General features: G+C 66.5%; 11 protein-coding genes. 2 read left to right on the forward strand and 9 right to left on the reverse strand.

Features of this window, described 5'->3' with window-relative positions:
* Nucleotides 1-42 precede the first annotated feature (42 nt).
* Both MNZ27_RS01015 and MNZ27_RS01020 read right to left on the reverse strand, forming a co-directional pair.
* Nucleotides 43-1,899: a type IV secretory system conjugative DNA transfer family protein gene (locus MNZ27_RS01015; RefSeq protein WP_242392156.1), complete on the reverse strand. Its 1,857-nt coding sequence runs from the start codon at nt 1,897-1,899 to the stop codon at nt 43-45.
* Nucleotides 1,900-1,921: 22 nt separating this feature from the next.
* Complete coding sequence (locus tag MNZ27_RS01020; RefSeq protein ID WP_242392157.1) at nt 1,922-2,245, reverse strand: hypothetical protein; 324 nt, start codon at nt 2,243-2,245, stop codon at nt 1,922-1,924.
* 121 nt (nt 2,246-2,366) lie between these two features.
* Between MNZ27_RS01020 and MNZ27_RS01025 the strand changes: the two genes are divergently transcribed.
* Complete coding sequence (locus tag MNZ27_RS01025) at nt 2,367-3,305, forward strand: GGDEF domain-containing protein (protein WP_242392158.1); 939 nt, start codon at nt 2,367-2,369, stop codon at nt 3,303-3,305.
* Between the two features lie 1,352 nt (nt 3,306-4,657).
* Nucleotides 4,658-5,008 carry a hypothetical protein gene (locus MNZ27_RS01030; RefSeq protein WP_242392159.1) on the forward strand — a complete coding sequence of 117 codons (351 nt, stop codon included), beginning with the start codon at nt 4,658-4,660 and terminating at the stop codon, nt 5,006-5,008.
* Between the two features lie 135 nt (nt 5,009-5,143).
* Here the strand turns inward: MNZ27_RS01030 and MNZ27_RS01035 are convergent, their stop codons facing one another.
* From MNZ27_RS01035 to MNZ27_RS01065, 7 genes are all read right to left on the reverse strand, one after another.
* Complete coding sequence (locus tag MNZ27_RS01035) at nt 5,144-5,806, reverse strand: hypothetical protein (protein ID WP_242392160.1); 663 nt, start codon at nt 5,804-5,806, stop codon at nt 5,144-5,146.
* A gap of 465 nt (nt 5,807-6,271) precedes the next feature.
* A complete protein-coding gene (locus tag MNZ27_RS01040) occupies nt 6,272-11,155 on the reverse strand; it encodes an Ig-like domain-containing protein (protein ID WP_242392161.1) in 4,884 nt (1,627 codons plus the stop codon).
* Nucleotides 11,156-11,231: 76 nt separating this feature from the next.
* Nucleotides 11,232-13,520, reverse strand: coding sequence for a protein kinase domain-containing protein (locus MNZ27_RS01045; protein ID WP_242392162.1), 2,289 nt, complete (start codon nt 13,518-13,520; stop codon nt 11,232-11,234).
* A gap of 8 nt (nt 13,521-13,528) precedes the next feature.
* The gene (locus MNZ27_RS01050) at nt 13,529-14,458 is read right to left on the reverse strand and encodes a DUF2381 family protein (RefSeq protein ID WP_242392163.1); all 930 of its coding nucleotides are present in this window, start codon (nt 14,456-14,458) and stop codon (nt 13,529-13,531) included.
* Nucleotides 14,448-15,182 (reverse strand): hypothetical protein, encoded by a 735-nt coding sequence (locus tag MNZ27_RS01055; RefSeq protein WP_242392164.1) that lies wholly within the window; start codon nt 15,180-15,182, stop codon nt 14,448-14,450. Before MNZ27_RS01055 ends, MNZ27_RS01050 begins: the two co-directional genes overlap by 11 nt.
* A gap of 42 nt (nt 15,183-15,224) precedes the next feature.
* Nucleotides 15,225-16,457, reverse strand: coding sequence for a hypothetical protein (locus MNZ27_RS01060; protein ID WP_242392165.1), 1,233 nt, complete (start codon nt 16,455-16,457; stop codon nt 15,225-15,227).
* Between the two features lie 29 nt (nt 16,458-16,486).
* On the reverse strand, nt 16,487-17,476 hold the full coding sequence (locus MNZ27_RS01065) for a hypothetical protein (RefSeq protein WP_242392166.1): 990 nt from the start codon (nt 17,474-17,476) through the stop codon (nt 16,487-16,489).
* Nucleotides 17,477-17,491 lie beyond the last annotated feature (15 nt).

Here is a 17,491-nt window from a genome sequence, read left to right on the forward strand (position 1 = left end):
GGCAGCGGAATCGGTGGCGGCGTGCAGCTTCCCAGGATCTCCTCAGGTTCCACCGAAACCAGGGACGGGTGCGGACACCGCGGCTTCCGGGGACCCGAGCACGAACTTCTCGTACAGCTTGAGGCCACGCGCTTCCGACTGGTCCTTGCTCGCGAGCGGGTAGGTGGCCCGGAAGTTCGCGGGCAGCATCCCGTAGCAGACCGGCCGCAGCCCTTCGTCGTTGAAGAGATAGCCCTGGCCGGCGCGGGCCAGGTTCTTGATGGCGTTCGGGTGGAGCTTGTACGACTCGACGAGGCGCGTGGAGGCCTCGCGCGTCGCGAGCGTGGTCAGCAGAGGACCCTTCTCGGTTCGCACGGTCTTCTGCACTTCCTGGGCCGTGCCGATCGACTTGCTCACGAGCTCGCACAGGGCGGGGTTGTCCTGCTTGAGGATGTCCTTGCAGCGCGTGTTGTCCCAGACCGCCATCGCGAACTCTCGGCTCACGATCTCCAGATCAGCGACGCTCTGATGCGCCAGTGTGAACTGGACGTGCGCGTCTCGCAGCTGGTTCAGGCTATCGACCACCGACTTGTCCGCGAAACGCGCGAACTCGTCGACCGTGACGCTGAACGCCCGCTGGTTGCGAGTCGTGCGATGGACCTGGCGAAGCGAGCCCTGCTGCTGGACGTCGATGAGGAAGACCTTGCCGAGCGCGGGGGCCTGCAGCTTGAAGAGGTTCGAGGGGAGCTGGACGTAGACGATCTGATTCTGCTCGAGGACATCGCTCATCACGATGTCGGGCTCGTACGAGTTCACCTGCGGCGCCTGAAAGTTGTCGACGACACCGACGAGACCGGACAGCGCCTTGTGGATGTCGCGCCCAAGCCGCACGATGTGCGACTTGATCTCCTTCGCGGCGCCGCGCTCCTCCGAGGTCTCTAGGCACCACGAGAGCGCCCGGTTCCAGCAGCCGTCATCGCCGACGCCCTTCAGGCAGACGCCGATGTCGCGCATCGTGAACGGGAACCCATGCCCGTCGCCGTCCACCATGCCGTGAAGAAGCTTGCAGAGATTCGTAAAGAAGATCTGCGCCTGCGTGTTGTAGTAGGCGTTGTCGCCGAGCGGCAGGACCGAGAAGACGCGCTCGGCGGTGAGGACCGGATCGCCGCCAGGGCCTTCGGGCATGCGCGGTTCGACGTAGACCATGTTGTAGGAGTGCGTGAAGAGCTGTGGCTGATTCCAGGCCGGCAGCGCGAACACCCGCAGGTCCTCCTCCCGCCCGGCCGCGCTGGCGATCGCCTTTACGATGGCGATCTCCTCGTCGCTGCCCTTGCCGGACATGACGACGCAGCCCTTCCCGGAGAGGACGTCCTGAAAGACCTGTGGCCAGATCACGCCCTGACTCTTGCCGCTCCCGGTCTTCCCGATGACGTGCCGATGCGAGTCTCGCTGCTGCTCGGTGAGATAGACGGGCGTCCAGTCCCAACGCCCCCACCGGCGTCGCGGCGACTTCCCGACGAAAGTCGTGCCGGCGGGGCGGAGGTGCAGTTCGTCGATGAGATTCAACTCGACGCTAGGGAACTCCAGACGAGCCGGCTGGAAGTACGTGCCCGCGATGCGCGCCACGACTTCATTTCGCCACCAGAGGAGCAGCTGCCGGGCCATGAGCAGCAGTGCCGCAGCTGTGATGATCGCGGTGAGCGCGCTGAGCCACGGATGCGCTATGGCCCACGCACGGACGGGCAGGTAGCGTTGGAGGAGGGGAGCCGTGACCAGCGCGAGCACGCGCGCAGCTGGCCCCTGTGCCACAAGCCCCGTCGACGGCGCTCGGTAGAGAGCCTCCACCAGGACGACGGCAAGAGCGAGCGACAAGGGGAGCCGCAGCACCAGAGGCATCGGGCTGGCAGGTTTCTCGGCCATGCGGCCTCACGAACCACGCTTGCTACGGGCGATAGAAGAACGCGATCGGCTTGCCGTCGATGGCTCCGAGGTCGACCGAGAATCCAAGAGCCTGGAGCCGACAGCCGAGCATCCGCGCCGCTTCTGGCGACAGCGTCACGTTGAGGGTCCGAGCGCTGGCGCTGCGGCCACCGGCGAGGCTGGTGGCGTAACCGTAGCCAGTCTCGACGCGCAGAGCACTCGCCTCGAGTTCGCCACGCACGTCGGCCGCTTCTTCATCTGATTGAAACTCGACAGCCACGATCGTGTCGTTCGAGGAGGCTCTGGGGAGCGCACCGCGCTCCGGCCGCCTCGTGGTGCTCGTCATCGCTCTCGCCTCCACTGAGGAGTCTAGATCAGCTAGGATGCTTGCGGGCATCTAAATAGAATCCACATGGTTGCGTACGGCAGAACGTCAGAGCCCCGGGCGCCTGTAGGAGGAGCGGGTCATGGATGAGCACAGCAGCGTGCCCCCCGTTGTGAAGGACCTACTCACGGCGGCCGTGCCGAGTCGCACGCGACTCACGCGCTTGTCGCTCATCGGAGAAAAGGCGCGGCCTGCGGGCGCGTGCCTCATCCTCATCCATGCGCAGGATCGCACCCACCTCGGAAGGAAGTGGACGCTGAACGGCGAGGAGACGCTGACGATCGGGCGCGACGTCGGCGCTTCGATCGTGGTCGACGCGCCGAGCGTCTCCCGTACCCACGCCAGGATCGAGCCCCGCGGCCGCGATTACGCCCTCGTGGACGCCAAGTCGACGAACGGCACCTTCCTCAACGACCGGCTTGTCTCAGAGCAGACCCTGCGCGACGGCGACCGATTCAAGGTCGGCCCGGCCATCTTCAAGTTCTTCGCAGGCGGCGACGTGGAAGCGCAGTACCACGAGGAGATTTACAGCCTCATGGTCACCGATGCCCTCACGCAGGCGTCGACGAAGCGCTTCTTCCTCGAGACGCTCGAGCGCGAGATCGTGCGTGCGCAGCGACACGCTCGGCCCCTGTCGCTCGTGATGTTCGACATCGACCATTTCAAGAGTATCAACGACACGCACAGCCATCTCGCGGGGGACGACGTGCTCCGCGACCTTGGCGCGACGATCCGAGCGCAGGTCCGGGCCGAGGAGTGCTTCGCCCGGTACGGCGGTGAAGAGTTCGTGCTGGTCCTGCCAGAAACTCCACGCGCGGGCGCCGCCACAGTGGCCGAAAAGTTCCGGGCAGCAGTCGAGACGCACCGCTTCAGCTTCGAGGGAGTGGTGATCCCGGTGACGATCTCGCTCGGTGTCGCGGAACTCGGGGCCGAGATGAAGAGCCCGCAGGAGCTCATCAAGGCCGCCGACGACAAGCTGTACAACTCCAAGCGGTCAGGCCGGAATCGCGTCTCATCCTGACGCAACGAGCCGGGATTCAAACCAGCGCGTCAGCCTCAAGGCCTTCGAGCACTTTTTCGAGCACGTCTCGGCATGTAGTGACGGAAGGCTCAGACCTGCCGCTCGTCGCTTGGCGTAGACCTCGACGGCTGGCCGGCCACATACTCGGCATCGCCAGCCATCGGGCAGCCGGTAGTAGTCCGACCCTGGCCCGGACCTCTCACGCAGTCTCTTGCGCTCCCGCTCGCGCATGCACTTCGGCGTGCATACGATGGCGTCGGATCGGAGTGCCGGAAGGCTCAGCCGCGCGCGGCGCCGGCGAGCCGTCGCTCGATCGCACCCACATTCTGAGCATCGCCATACCACCCGCTGAGTAGGCCAGGCGCCGCCACGTACGGTCAACTGTTGGGCGACATCGAGTCGGCGCAGCTTCGGTTCCACAACGACAGGCAGTAGTTCCCGGCGCCCTTTTGAGGCGCCGTCCGGCCGAGAAACTACGGCCTGCGCCCGTCCTGACCTGTCGGCGATCCAGGCCGGCACGTCACGCAGCTCAACTCCCAGCGATCTTTCGCCCTGCTCTGAGACTTCGTTTGCCACTGCATATTCTGGGGCGCGTCTAGGCCACAGCAGGCCAACGGGCAGACATGGTCGATGATGTAGCCTTGGCACCTTCTGTGGCTTCCGGCGTCAGGGCCTCCCGGACAGGGATGTTCCCTCTTGAAGGCGCGTTTGGCGGCGGGATTCCGATGCTGTCCGGCCCCCTGGCAGGGCAGAGCGGCCACGAAGGCGGCAAGAATGATGGGGAGCATGCGCCGGATACGGTATCCCGCCGGTATGACAAGAGTTGGCGAAGGACCACGCAATCCAGAAGGGCCGACACCGGGCAAACAGAAGGTGGCATCCTTGCTGGAGCCATTTAGAACAGCAGCAAGCCGGCAAACGTGGTAAAGCCGTTCGCCCGCGGGGGCAGCATCTCAGAGGAGAAGAGAATTGCCGAAGCCGCAGCAGAAGACGCGAAAGTTCACGGTTCCGGAAGTCTGGCGCAGCATCGTGAAGAAGAATGAGCGCCAGGGCAGTAGGCGGTACGACGTCCTCGTGTGCCAACACGCTGTACCGGCGAACGACAACACGTATCGCAAGGCGAGGGCCTGTCCGGCGTGCAGGGTGAGGGTTCAGCAGTATGCCGACGAGCTCGCAGCCTCCCGTGCAGCGCAGAGCTCACGACGCACGGCATGACCCTCGGTTGCCACGGCAGTGGCGCGACTTACGTCAGGATATCGCCGCCGATCCGAACGAGATCCATGGCGGCCGCCGGTTTTCTGGCAACGACGTTGCCGGCCGCTACACTTCGGGAACCCTAACCTTCAGGAGTCATGATGCCTGCTCAACAGTCGATCGAGGAGCTACTCAAGAACGCGATTGCATCGGCGATTCGCAACGTCGTTCCGGCGATCCAGCGCCAGGTAGCCGAAATCGCCGCCGCGGAGCTCGAGCGAGGACTGGCCGTCACAGGGACACGGCGCGCCGCTCGTGCTGCTGGTCGGCCCCGCCGGCGCCCTGCGGACATGACGAAGTGGGTCGCCGACAAGAGCGCCCGGCGAGTCCCTAAGTTCGTCATTGAGGCCACAGGCCTCGACACGAAGAAGAAGATCGTGGCGAAGTTCGGCGAGGACGCGGTCTTCGAGAAGGGAAAGGCCCTGCCGAAGACTTCCAAGGCCGCGTAGCAAACCGCTCATCGGCTTCGCGGGTAGACGCCGGCCTTGTCCGAGAGGGGACGCGGAGGAGAGCGCGGTGATGGCGTTGCAAGCTTTCCTCCGTTCCCCATCGAGAACTCGGCAGGAACCGAGGACGATGCGGGGCTACAGCACGTACCAGCTGTAGGACACAGTCATCGGAACGATGAACTCGACGCTGCTACGCTCGGCCAGGTGAATCTGTAGGCGCGACGAGAGCCCCAGCGTCACGTGATCCGAGACTGCCCACTCGACGCCGACGAGAGGCGCGAGGAGCAGCTCTGTCGTGGTCACATCCGCGAGGCCGAGCCCGAAACTGCGTGGGCTCGCGGGGTCGGTCACATCGATGAGGTCGAGCTGGCTGGCGGTCCGTCGCGCGAATCCGGCCTCCAGGCCGATAAAGTAGCGCCAGACGAGCCCCCGCACGTAGCGCGCGCCAACGGTCATGCCCCACGAACCGACGCGGCTCTGAAGCGTTCCGATGAAGGAACCGTTTTCGTTCGTGACGGAGGTGCCGGCGTGGAAGTAAGAAGCGGGCGCCTCGTAGAAACCGCCGGCCGAAAGTTCCAGCCACTGCAACGGCGCGTATCGCACCCCGAGCACGCCGCCGAGCGATGTGCCCGTGACCGGCGTCCCAGTTCCGACGCCAGGAGGCAGCGAGGAAACTGATCCGAAGCCGCCCACCTCAAGCGTGAGGGCGCCGCGGTCGGCGGACGCCGGGCCGGGGGTGAAAACGAACACCGTTCCGAGGAGGAGCGCCGCGAGCCTTTCGCGAGTGTAGCTCAGCATCACAAGTGGCTCCGATATTGCTACTGCGGCGCAGCGCAGCAGATCTCGGCGGTTCCGCTGAACCAGAACGTGGGGCTCGTCGGTTCGGTACCGGGCTGCCAGCCCCAGGTGCAGGTCCAGCCGGCGGACTTCGTAGTATCGGACCAGTCGACCGGCTCGGACCAGGCGAGGAAAGCGTTCGCCGGCTGGTCCGGGGCATAGCACGAGCCGTTGATAGGGATGTCACCGGCGCTCTTGCACGTGACCGAGACGGTCCAGCTCGATGCCGCGTTCACGACGCTGCTCGAGCTGCAGTAGCTCGACGCGCGATCGTACAGCGCGCCGGCGGGGCCTGAAGGCCCCGTCGCCCCGACGGGACCGGCCGGGCCTTGGGGTCCCTCTTTGCCACAGCCGAACGTGAAGAATGCGCACACTAGGACAGCGAGGCTGAGCGTTAGCCGCATGGGATTCTCCTGGGTTGGTTTGTCAGTGCGTCGTGAGCGCGCGCGATACCGTGGCGGTAGAGGCCGACGCGGCTTCGCCGATGAGCGAACTCCCTGACACGCCTTGCGTGGTGAGCGTCAGTGATGCCGTGACCGACTCGGTAGCTGTTGAGAGGAACCCGATCTCCTGGTAGGCGGCGACTTCTCCGACCCATCCGCTGCTACCGCCAAGGCCGGAACTGAACCACCAGACGTATGAGCTCGAGACGGTGTAGCTGTCGGGGATGAATACGTAGCCCTTGTTCGCCTCGTAGCGGTTCGCGGTCGCGAACATGTTCCACGTTCCAAGCGAGATGGTGCGTGGAGTCGCTACCGGTCGCGTGACGTAGACGACCAGCGTCCCGGGAGCGCCACCACTCGCGGCGGGGATCACCGAGAACGAGCCGACGCTCGTGGCGGGCATGACCTCGCCGGCGGTCGGAGATGGCCCGTTGAACGCCTGTGCGGTCACGTTGGACATCGCTACCGCATTCGCCCCGGCGTACCAGAGCTTCGGCCTACACATCAGCTTCGTCGTGGTGTCACCTGCGACGTGCGTCCACCAGCCGGTGATGTTCCCCGCACTCGGCGGATTGGACTGCGATTCTGGCGTGGGCGCGCAGGTGTCGCCGACGGCCTGGTAGCAGTCGGTGAAGGTGAATCCATCCATCGACGGGAGCGCGGCAGGCGTGAAGCTGCACGGGGGGTACGCGCACACGCAGTTGCTGTAAGTGACGGGGCTTCGCGTGGTGAGCCGAGTGCGCGTGCCATCCCAGGTCTCCGTGGAAACCCAAGAGCCCGAGGGTGACTGCGTGATGTCGAAGCGGATCCCGACGTTGAACGGGGCGGGGTTGGTGATGATGTAGCGGAGCAGCCGAACCTGGCCGCCGTAGAAGGCGCCCGAAGTGGGATCGAACAGCGTCGCGTAGGTGTTGCTCGCGAGCTTGTATGGGAACGTGCTCCTGGGATCGTTGTAGCTGGCGTACGCGACGTCCTCGATGACGTACATGGGCGGCCCGATCACGTGATACGTGACGCTCGCCGGGCCAACCGACCCGCTGTTCCCAGCGGCGTCGGTGAAGGTCGCACTGATGCTCAAGGAGAAGCTCCCGGCTGCCGTGGCCAGGGCCGGGATCAAGTCAGCCGTAAGCGGGAGGTCGAACAGGGACGTAGAGCCCGTACTGGCCGCACTCTTCCATGCGAGCAGATCGCCAGTGAGAGCCGAACCGCCGTTGACCGCGATCGAGTAGCTCGCCGCGGTGATGGGTGCGTCCACCGGCCCGGTCGCCACCGCGAACTGGATGAACGGCAGGTTGTCGGGGTTCGTTCCCTCGAGCTGGGCTGTGGTGGGCTTCGAACTCCACGCGACCCGGGTGGCCGCCTTGAAGACCGCGGATCCGTCGACCACGCTCGACTTACCCATACCGGCCGGCCACGAGTAGGCGGCCGGTACGGTGTTGCCGACGGTCATGGTGCGCTCGTCGAGGTACGAGGGCGTGCTTCGAACCGTGGCCGACGGCGCCTGCGCGTCCTTCGTCACCGTGAGCGTGGTCGCGCTGCCGAGCCCGCCGTTCGGCGGGCTCGCGTTATCGATGCCCCAGACGCTGATGATGTTCTGACCTTCCGCGAGAGGCACGTTCGAGAGCGTCCACGCGCCGGCCGAGTAGGTACCCGCGACTGCGGGCCATCCTGGCGTCTGGGCATAGACCGCTGCCACGCCAGCGCCGCCGTCGGCCGCAGTCACGACGAACGTAACCGTGCCCTGATTCGTGTACGTGGGCGGCGCGGTCGTGACCGTGATCCCAGGAGCGGTGCGGTCGATGTTCGTGGTGACGTTCTGGCTCGCGCAGTTCTGCACCACGTCGCATGCCTTGAACGTGAACGCGGTCGGGCCGTCGAGGACGCTAGCCGGGATGGTCCAGGACCCGAGGAAGTGGCTCGGAGTCGCGTCCTGGTCCGGGACCGACTTCGCCACCTCGGCGAGGCTCGCCACCCCGTTCGTGTCGCTCGCGCTGGCGTCGAGTGAGATAGAAGTCGAGTAGTAGATGCCGCCGACGGGGTTCGTCACGGATATCGAGGGCGGGGCGTTGTCGACCGTCACGCTGAAAGTGGTCGTGCCGCTGTTCGAACGCGAATCGATGGCGAGGATCTGGAACGACAGCGCCCCGTCTTGTACGGCCGAGGTGCTGTAGTCAGCCGTGAACGTCGCGGATCCGTCCGCGTGTGCCTGGAGCGTGCCTGGCACGTTCACGCCGTTCGCCTTCAGAGAGATTCCCTGAACTCCGGAGGGATCGGACGCGTTCACGGTCAGGTGGACGCTGCCGGACACGAGGTTCGTCGATCCGACGGGAGCGGCGAAACCAGAGCCGTACGTCGCGCTCACGGTCACGGTCGGCGCGGTGTTGTCGAAGGGCGCTGGAGAGAGCGGCCCGAACAGATCCGACGTATCCCCCGAGATCGTGCCGTAGACGCCGGCGTTGTCGACGTTCGTCCTCGTGAGGCCCGTCATGTTGCGCGGGCTCTGGATGAACTCGTCCAGCGCGTTCGCCAGGTACAGGCGGAGGAAATTCGCGTCGAGGGAGTAGGGTGGGCTGCCAGGCGTCTGGAGCTGCTGGCCGCCGGCGCCGAGCCCGTCGAGCTGGCCGTCCGCGAGCAGGTCTTGCTGCAGTAGGGCGACGAGCGAAGGCGCGGTGATGACGCCGCTCGAGCCGAGGCCGGCCCAGACGCCCACGTCATGAGCGAGCTGGTTCAGGGCGACATCCGGGAAAGCGGCGTAGACGACCTCGGTGAGATTGTGCGTCGGAGGCTGCGTCAGCGAGACGGGGACCGTCGTTCGGAGCCCGTAGGAAGGGCGAATCGGATCCACGTGATCGGTGAAGAGGTGGTCGCCGAAGGTGAGCGCCTGCTGCAGCGTGTGAGGGACGGGGTACTTGCGATGATCTCCACGGAGATACGCAAGGACCTCAGCGTCGGCCAGAGTCGTCCAGAGGGTCACCGGGACGGTGATGGCCGTGCCGGTCGTGTAGCTCGCGAGGAAGCAAGTGAGGCCCATCGACGAGGGGATCGTGATGGTCGACGCGGGGTTTGTCGGATCGAGATACCAGAGCGACGATCCCGCGGGGGGCACGGCGAGGATCCGGATCGGCCCCTGGTAGTTCTCTGCGCTGAGCGTCAGGGCATACATTCCAGCCGCGCTCGTCGGCCCCCCCTCACCGAGAACGCCACCCACTCCGACGTCCGTTCGGATGGCGCCGGTGTTTGGGTCGACCGCCACGACCCTGACCGTGGCGCCCGAGATCGGGGTGCCGGCGTTGAGCGCGATCGTGACGACGCCGAATGGAACGTTGTCCACGGTGACAGTGACCGTGGTCTCGGTCGCTGACCCGTACGAATCGACAGCTCGGAACCGCAGCGTCGTCGGGCCCTCGAGAGCCTGCGTCGTATCCCAGCTCATCGCGAGCGCGTCCGCCGCAGGAAGTTGGTCTGTGCCCACGCCCGGAGGCGGATTCACGAGCAGGAGGCTCGTCACGGAGGCGCCAGGCGTCTGGGGCATCGCTTGCGCCGTGAGCGTCAGGTTGCCGGAGACCACCGCTCCGTTCATGGGCGAGCTCACGCTGATGGTCGGGCCGTGGTTCGCGACCACGACCGTGAGGTCCTTCGTCGAGCTGTTGTGGAACTCGTCCTCGGCTTCGACCGAGATGGTGAGCGCGCCATCGGGGAAGGCCGAGACGTCGAGAGTGGCGCTGAGTTCGGCCGTCGTGTTCGAGAGGACCGCCATCTCGCCCATGAGCGCGACCGGTGCCGTGAACCGGAGCGCGGTGATCTTGCTCGCGTCAGTGGCCGTCACGTGGATGGCAACGGCCGCACCGGTGACGCCACTGTTCGCGGCGGGGGTCACGAACGCGATGCCGGGGCCCTGGAGGTCGATGCCACTGCCGGCGCACGAGGCCGCCGAGACTTGTCCCGGGCAGAAGAGGTAGGGATCGCTGTTCGCTGCGAGGTTGCTCGCCAGTGTCTCCGCGTCGGCCGAGGCGATCGCCGAGCCGTTCTGGGCCGAACCGAGGAAGAGCAGCATCGCTTGGCCGAGCCCGCGCCGAAACGTCTGTCCATCCAGAGTGGTCCCAGCTTGCGCGAGCGCTCCTGTCGGAGCGATGCCGTCGAGGGTGCCGTCCCCTGCATCGAGCGCAGCCGCGTCTCCGAGGGTCGCTGCGCTCACGACCGTTCCGGGCGTCACGCCGCTGTTCTGAGACATGATCTTGGCCTGTTGCGAAAGACCAGCGAGGACGAGCCCGGCGATGGCCTCGTGGGAGAGGGTGACGACGCTGGGGGAGCTCAGGTCGGCAGGGACGGTCGTCCGCCAGTCGATGTTGCCGAAGTGCCCGTTGACGTGCGTCCACGCATCGTCGACGGCGGTCGCCGCTGGCGACCCGTGCGCGACGTGGTAGCGAGCGAGCGCAGCTGCCACGGTAGAGACGGGGCTCACCGTGAGCGAGACAGTTGCCCCTGCCTTGTAGCTCCCGACGAGCGCGACGAGCTCGCGGGTGAGCTGGAGCGGCGTTCGGAGCGCCTCCTCCGTGTAGACGCCGCCGGTTGCGGCCACCTCGAGAACTCCATTGTACGCGGGGAGCTTGAGCGCGAAGGAGCCGTCGGGGCCCGTGCTCGCGCTGACGAGGGCCGCCCCGCGTTTCCCATCGTCGCCGACCTTGTAAGCGGTGACGGTCGCGCCATTGACCGCGCCCTTCACGACGACGCCGTTGATGGTACCGGTGCCGCTTCCGGTGCCCTTCACCGCATCGCCGCCGCCACATGCGCCGAGCGCGAACACGGAAGCCACCAGTGACAGACGGAGAACGCGAAGAATCCCTTGCATGATCCCCCTCCAGAGCATGCATCCAATAGGCATCTACATAGATGCCAGATGCTTGCCACATTAGGGGTGCATGTCAAGGACAGAGGAGCGGGCGTTAAAAGGCGCGTTCCACCCACACGTCGAAGAGGACGCCTGGATCAAGGAGTTGCGTGTCGCCCCGTCCGGCGGCGGTCGCGTCCTGGTGATTCAAGGCGGTCTGGCCCGCGCCACGCGCGACATCCTGTGCGACGCCTCCTGTGACGGTGTTGAGCAGGACGCCTGCCGTGTTCTTGGCGATGGCGGTTCCGAGGCCCTCGCCCTGCACCGGATCGGCCGCGCTCCGACGGCTCGCAGCGAGTCCGGGTTTCCCGTCCTCGCGGTCCATCGCGAGGCCGGCGAAGTCTAGTTCGCGGTCATCCGGGAGCCGCAGCTTCGCGAACCGGATCGTGAAGCGGCCGTCCGTGGCGGAAGCCTGGCCGAACAAGAGGGTTCCGGCCGCGAGTACCACCTCACCGCGGACCACGAACGGGCGTGAGAGCTTCGCCTCGACGGGGCCGTTCCCGACGGTCCGGCTGTCGAGGGTCGTGAGGAGCCGCACCGGGATATGTGCTCCGGTCGGAATGCCCAAGGGCGCGTTTGTCCTGGCGACGCGTGCCGGCGCGTGGAGCGGCTGGGACCGCCGCATCCAAGCTGGTTCCTGAGCCGCGCCGGCCTCAACGCCTCCATCGGCGGGGTGATCCGCGGTACTGGGGACGGTCGGCCGCCCGCCGTAGTGGGCCACGAGCTCGCGGTCGATGCTGCGTGCGTCCGCCGCGCTCGGAGCACTCGTCGGCGGTGCGGCTGGTGCAGAGACCGGCGGTCGGGGAGGCGAAGGAGGCGGCGGAAGGGAAATGTTCGTCACGGCCGTGGCGGGAGGCGGCGCGCTGTCCGCCTGCGCTGCCGTCCCAGACGTAGCCGACTCCTTCTTCACCCTCTCGATGAGGCTGCTCGGATTCCGTTCGGCCTGGCCCGTCCTCCCGACGACTGCGAAGAACGCCAAGAGGAAGACGGCAAGCGCGAGCCCGATCGTGGCGGGAATGGGCAGCTTCTTTGACTTCGCCTTGTCGCCCCGCTCGATCTGCTCTTTGACGCGCCGGATGACCGACGGAACCGTCGGCGGAGCGTTCGGGCTCGGCGGCGGGATTCGCGCTGCCGCTTCCGCGCCGGGTGGTACGAAGAGCGGCTTCACGACTGTAGGCGGCGCGAACGGCACGTCGTCCACGACCGGCCCGGCAGGCGCGGCGCCCGGTCGAGCGCCCTTCTCGAGCGCCTGCATGAGGGGAGTGGTCGACAGGAAGTGGTCAACGTCCGATGTCGGCCGCTTCGATTCCGTAGATGACCGAATGGGCTCGATCTCGCCTTCATCACCGCGTGCCCGAGGTCCCCGCGGTCGCGCGGCTGTCGTGACGACGGCCCCAGGCATCTCGGTTGGGATGTCGAACGGGCCTGTCCATGCGGGGTCCGCAGCTCGATCCTCGCGAATGCGCTGGATCGCCTCAGCGAGTTCGGCGCCGCTCTGGTAGCGATCGCGCGGGTCCTTCTCGAGGAGCTTCAGGACGACGTTGTCGAGCGCTCCCGGTGCCCTTGGATTCACGAGCGAGGGCGCCCGCGGCACGACCGTCTGGATCGCTCGCCAGATCTCCGGCTCGCTGTCGCCGCTGAACGGCGGCCTGCCAGCAAGGAGCTCGTACAGCATGTAGCCGACAGCGTGGAGATCCGTGGCCGCCGTCCACTCAAAGTCCACGCCGCGCTCAAACGCTTCTGAGTAGACGTGTTCCAGGTACTCCGGGGCGTAGTGGGTCGAAGTGCCGACCACGTCGAGCTGACGTGTCACTCGATACGACGCTCGAGCTCTTGCGATCCCGAAGTCGATGAGGACAGGCTCACCATCGCTCCTGACGAGGACGTTCTCGCTCTTGAGATCGCGGTGGAAGAGCTGCCGCTCGTGCATGTAGTGAACGGCGCGGCCGATCTTCTCGAACGCCTCGCAGATTCGCAGGAGGGACGGCGAACTCGACCTGCACCACCCATCGAGCCGCTCACCCTCGACGAACTCGATCACGAGGAACGGGTAGCCCGTCTCGAGCTCGGGCCAGCGGTCGACGGCGTAGATCGAGACGATGTTCGGATGGCGTAGCGACTTGAGCGCGGCCACCTCGCGGTCGGTGCGGTCCTCGAATCGTTTCCGCTTCTCCGGGGTGAGCGAGCCGAGCCGCTCACGCGAGAGCTTGAGGGCGTAGTGCTTCCCGTCTCGCTCGACCTGGTAGAGCGTCCCGAAGCCGCCGGCGCCGATACGCCGGACCACGGTGTAAACACCAACGAGGGTGCCGGACTGGAGGTTGTCCGGATCGACGTGCGCGGCCATGGAACCCCCTAGAGATCGAGCGCGTCGAGCACGACGTGGCGCGCGCCTTCCTTCTCGAGAAGCGAGAGGCTCACTCTCTGGTGTGCGCTCTGCGGTGGTGTCGCGAACGCCACCACAACCTTTTCGGTGACGTCCGGCGGCAGTGTCCCGAGCTCCGTCTGGATCGAGAGCACCTTCACGTCCACGCTGCTACCGCCGAGGAGCTTCACCTCAGCGCGGTCAAGCGCCCAGGACTTCGTCGGATCGCGGTTCTCGACCGTCAGGACGAGGTAGGTCATGCCGAGGAGCCGATAGACCCAGCGAGCCTCGACGAGGAGTCGGCTCTGCTTGTCGCCGCCATGAATCGCATGGCGCTCGAAGGCGTGAGGAGCATCGAGATTCTGCTGCATGAAGAGCGAGGCGACACTCGCGACGCCTGCCGTTGCGGAGTTGGCCTGGCACTCGTCCAGCTGCGCTCGCACCGAGACGAGGCTCGTCTTGAGGGCAGCCGCGGAGTCGGGCGCTGCGCTCTTCTGAAGGTCGAGTACGACGTCGACCTGCGCATCGGCTTCCGTGGCGATCGTGATGAGCTTGAACGTGAGGACCGTCCCATCGGCGAGGGAGACGTTGAGGGGCAGCGCGCCAGGGAGGTCCCTCTTCGGAACGAGGACCACGAACTTCTCGCTCTGGCTGAGCGGGTTCATGAGGCTCTTAACGTCTGCGATGAAGGCGCCGCCGTCCCTGAGCGGCACCTGGAAGCTCAAGATGGTCGCCGTTCCGCCTGCGACGTGAATCTCCGGCAGCGATGAGACGTTGCTGTCCGTGATCGTGAGCGACCGGCGGCGGAGCTCTCGTCTCGCGAGAACAGCCTCAGGGTCGGAGGACTTGCCGCGGCCGGCCGCGAGCGTGCTCGCCGGCACGAAAGACACGAGGGCTGCGAGAGCGACGCTATGGAACATTGCTGGCCTCCTTCTTCGGCGCGGTCGGCGCGTCGGCAGGGAGTTCCTGGATCTGCCACTCCGCGACGGCGAGCCCGTCGGTGTGCTCGTTGGAAACGGGGACGACGGCCTCGACGAGATCCACCGCAAGCCGGTCGGTGGTGAAGGGGCCGCCGCCGAGGAGCGGGCCCTTGCGGCGGCTCAAGGTGGTCTTCACGTGCAGCAGGGTGGGGGTCTCCTCGATGAGGAGGATGTCGTCGATCGCGAGGTCGCTCCGCACCTGAGCGGCTCGATACGTTTCGAGGAGCTTCGCGGCCTCGGTCTGCTTCGTCACCCGCTCCCGCATCGGGCCCGTCATCATGGAGAGGGCTTGCGGCCAGTTCGCGTCGATCGTGGACGAGTTGATCCCGAACGCGAGCTGGACGAAATCGCGGGTGAAGCGGACCACCGCGATCTCAGGGGGCTTCGTTTTGTTAGCGAGGAACTTGAGGAGGGCGTCCGTCGCGACGCCTCGGCGCACGTAAGTCGTTTTCCCGCCGGGGTTCTCGACCACGACGAACTCGGGCGGTCGCGCCGCGAGCCGCACGTTCACGAGAAGCGACAGGAGAAGCAGGCCGAAGAGGAAGACGAGCGCCCAGCTCTTCCACGCGGCTTGACGTGCGAAGGCGTCCCAAACAGCGCCCGGCGCGCCGGGCGGCCGCGGATCAGAGGCCTCCGTCCTGAGCTTGGGCAATGAGCTGGCCACGAGGGGCTCCCTTCTCCCCGAACGGGGGTGAGCGGGTCCGGTCTAACTGCGCGCTGGTGGGGTCTTCGGCGGAGGAGGGGAGGGGTGTGGAGGCTCTTCCGCGATGCCAGTTCCGCCGCCGGGCGGATTCGACGCGACTGAGCCGGCCGACCTCATCGCGCCCAGCACGATCTCTGGATCGATGCGAGGTCCCATGCCGAGGGCGGTCGCTGCGCCCGTTGCCTTCGCCGCGGCTCCCGCGGCCGTGCCGGCGATACCCGCCGCAGCGCCAGCGGCACCTGCCGTGTGCGCCACGACCGAGCCGGTATGCTTTGCACCGCCCACGGCGTCTCTCTGGACGTCCTTCGCGGATCGGTAACCGGTGGCCATGAGGTTCTCGAGCGTGCCACCTACGACCTGAGCGGCGAGCCTCGGCGTCGAGAGAGCGATCGCTCCCATCAGCAAGGACGCGATCACAGCGGCGATGTACCCAGTCGTCTCGGCGCCTTCGCTGCCCATCGCGACCATGATGCTGAGGAGGAGGCCCGTGAAGATCGGCCAGGACAGCACCGTGATGAAATGGCCGAACCATCTCGTGCCGGTCGACGATGGGCGTGGGATGGCAGCAACGAGGGCGAGTGGCCCGATGCAGAAGAGGAGGGCCGCGAGGATCTTCCCCAGTTTCACGAGGACGATGATGAGCCCCTCGGCCACGAGGAGGAGAAACGCGACGAGGCTGTCATAGAAGAAGCCGCCGACTTTGGAGGTGACCCCGCTCAACACGCCCCCGCTGCTCGAGCCCGGCGGCTGCGGCAAAGTGCTGCCGGCCGTCGCGCTCGTCGGCATCGTTTGCGCGGCCTTCGCAGCGCGGTCGAGGAACTCGCCCATGCCGCTCACGGGCGTCACCTTGTCCGCTAGCGGGTCGAAGATGTTGACGATGAGGCCGTTGAAGATCGGTACGTAGAAGAAGAGTAGGAACATCACGACGATGGCCCGCCAGACCACGACCGTGAGATCGCGTCCCTGTCCCGGCGCTCGCCCGAACGCCTCGATGATGAGTCCGAGGATGAGCGCGAGCGGGAAGAACTCCCAGGCGATGTGGCGGACCTTCACGATGAGGTCGTGCATCGCCGCCTGCTTCGGATCGGTGGATTCGAAGTTCCAATGGAAACCGCCGAGAAGGCCCTCGCGGCTGGCCTGGGTATCCCACCCCTGATCCGCCCAGGAGGTGGCGGGCGGGGCGTTCTGGGCCGCGGCAGTCGCGGGCAGGGCCACGATCGACGCGAGCGTCGCCAAGGAAGCGAGGCGCGCTAGGAGGTGCGGTCTCATTGGGCGCTCCCAGTTGTCGCGGCCGCTGGCGAGGATGGGTTCGAGCTCGTCTGGCCGGAGGTCCCCTTCCACCCGAACGCCCGCAGGCCGTCGATGAGGGAGGCACGCCGCGCCCGCTCCTCGTCCTCGACTCGCCTCGCGTCCGCGATCCTGAGCTCGTTCGCGACCGTCTGCTGGTGGATGAGCTCTTCGAGCTTGCGGTTCGTCTCCGCCTGCTGCTCGAAAGTCTGGATCTGCGCCTGAGCCGCGAGCGTCTGGCACACGACCGGATCGTGAGCGGTCAGGCACTTCTGCAGCATCCCGTCTTTCGAGTCGTAGACCTGCTTCTCGACGGAGGCCTTTTTGAGGAGCTCGGCTTGGTACCGCTGTTCCCGCGCGATGTCGTCGGCGCGGACCAGGGCGAGCTCGGGGCGACCCTGCGGCAGATCGCCGAACGTTCGCCGGAGATCCTGGTCGAGCTTCTGAGCGGTGACCGTCCGCTGCCACTGGTCACAGGCGGAGCCGCTCCCGGCGACCGGCGCGACCCCGGCGTTCGTACCCGAACCAGCCGCGCGAACCGTGTCCCTCGTGATGTCCTGCAGGCACCGCTGCAGCTCGGGGGAGAGGCCGCCGTAGCTCTGGCCCCAGCTCCGGTAACCGTACTGAGCCTCTCCCTGTAGGAACGAAACCTCAGGGTACGCGCGGTAGATGGCCTGGAGGCCGCTGTTCGCGAGCCGGCTGCCACTGAAGGACTGGATCTCGTCGAACGCCGCCTTCGCATCGGCTGCGTAGGTCGCGATCTTTTTCGTCTCGCGGTAAGCGTTCCCGAGTGTTTCGAACGTCTTGCTTGCGGTGTCGAGCTGCTTGAGCGCGGTCGAGAGGATTTCCGTCAGGATTGGTAGGTCAGCTCCGAAAAGGTCCGCGTAGGCGGCGTGGATACCGACCCCGAGCGAGAGCGCGATACACAGGACGGCGACGAGTACGAACCGCGGAAATCTGCGCAGCATAGGAGCCCCCTCCCT

Origin of the sequence: Anaeromyxobacter oryzisoli (genome assembly GCF_022690765.1) — a bacterium.
Classification (GTDB): domain Bacteria; phylum Myxococcota; class Myxococcia; order Myxococcales; family Anaeromyxobacteraceae; genus Anaeromyxobacter; species Anaeromyxobacter oryzisoli.

Excerpts from the sequence above, each read along its gene's own strand:
- MNZ27_RS01035 (WP_242392160.1), bottom strand. The coding sequence starts at position 5,806 with ATGCTGAGCTACACTCGCGAAAGGCTCGCGGCGCTCCTCCTCGGAACG.
- MNZ27_RS01065 (WP_242392166.1), bottom strand. The coding sequence starts at position 17,476 with ATGCTGCGCAGATTTCCGCGGTTCGTACTCGTCGCCGTCCTGTGTATC.
- MNZ27_RS01045 (WP_242392162.1), bottom strand. The coding sequence starts at position 13,520 with ATGGCCGCGCACGTCGATCCGGACAACCTCCAGTCCGGCACCCTCGTT.
- MNZ27_RS01030 (WP_242392159.1), top strand. The coding sequence starts at position 4,658 with ATGATGCCTGCTCAACAGTCGATCGAGGAGCTACTCAAGAACGCGATT.
- MNZ27_RS01050 (WP_242392163.1), bottom strand. The coding sequence starts at position 14,458 with ATGTTCCATAGCGTCGCTCTCGCAGCCCTCGTGTCTTTCGTGCCGGCG.
- MNZ27_RS01025 (WP_242392158.1), top strand. The coding sequence starts at position 2,367 with ATGGATGAGCACAGCAGCGTGCCCCCCGTTGTGAAGGACCTACTCACG.
- MNZ27_RS01040 (WP_242392161.1), bottom strand. The coding sequence starts at position 11,155 with ATGCTCTGGAGGGGGATCATGCAAGGGATTCTTCGCGTTCTCCGTCTG.
- MNZ27_RS01015 (WP_242392156.1), bottom strand. The coding sequence starts at position 1,899 with ATGGCCGAGAAACCTGCCAGCCCGATGCCTCTGGTGCTGCGGCTCCCC.
- MNZ27_RS01020 (WP_242392157.1), bottom strand. The coding sequence starts at position 2,245 with ATGACGAGCACCACGAGGCGGCCGGAGCGCGGTGCGCTCCCCAGAGCC.